Here is a 322-nt window from a genome sequence, read left to right as displayed (position 1 = left end):
CATCCGTAGCTCAGCTGGATAGAGTACTCGGCTACGAACCGAGCGGTCGGAGGTTCGAATCCTCCCGGATGCACCATATTCTCCGAGATAACAGCGAAACTGTTGTTTCATGGTCTGCGAGATAATCGCGAGCACCAGGGAGGATAACGTTGCTTCAGCAACGGCCCGCAGGGCGAGGCGCAACCGAGTAATCCTCCCGGATGCACCATCTTCTTCGCAGTATCAGTAGTAATCAGCAATTCCCGATGCATCCGTAGCTCAGCTGGATAGAGTACTCGGCTACGAACCGAGCGGTCGGAGGTTCGAATCCTCCCGGATGCAC

1 tRNA gene is annotated in these 322 nt (G+C 55.6%); it reads left to right on the top strand.

The annotated features are described in order from the left end of the window. Positions 1–247: 247 nt before the first annotated feature. Positions 248–321 (top strand) — tRNA-Arg (locus OGY17_RS00080). Position 322 lies beyond the last annotated feature (1 nt).

This window comes from Citrobacter sp. Cpo126 (genome assembly GCF_030332445.1).
Lineage (GTDB): Bacteria > Pseudomonadota > Gammaproteobacteria > Enterobacterales > Enterobacteriaceae > Citrobacter > Citrobacter portucalensis.
Note: the sequence above shows the minus strand (reverse complement) of the source record. Positions and strands in the feature narration are given on the sequence as shown.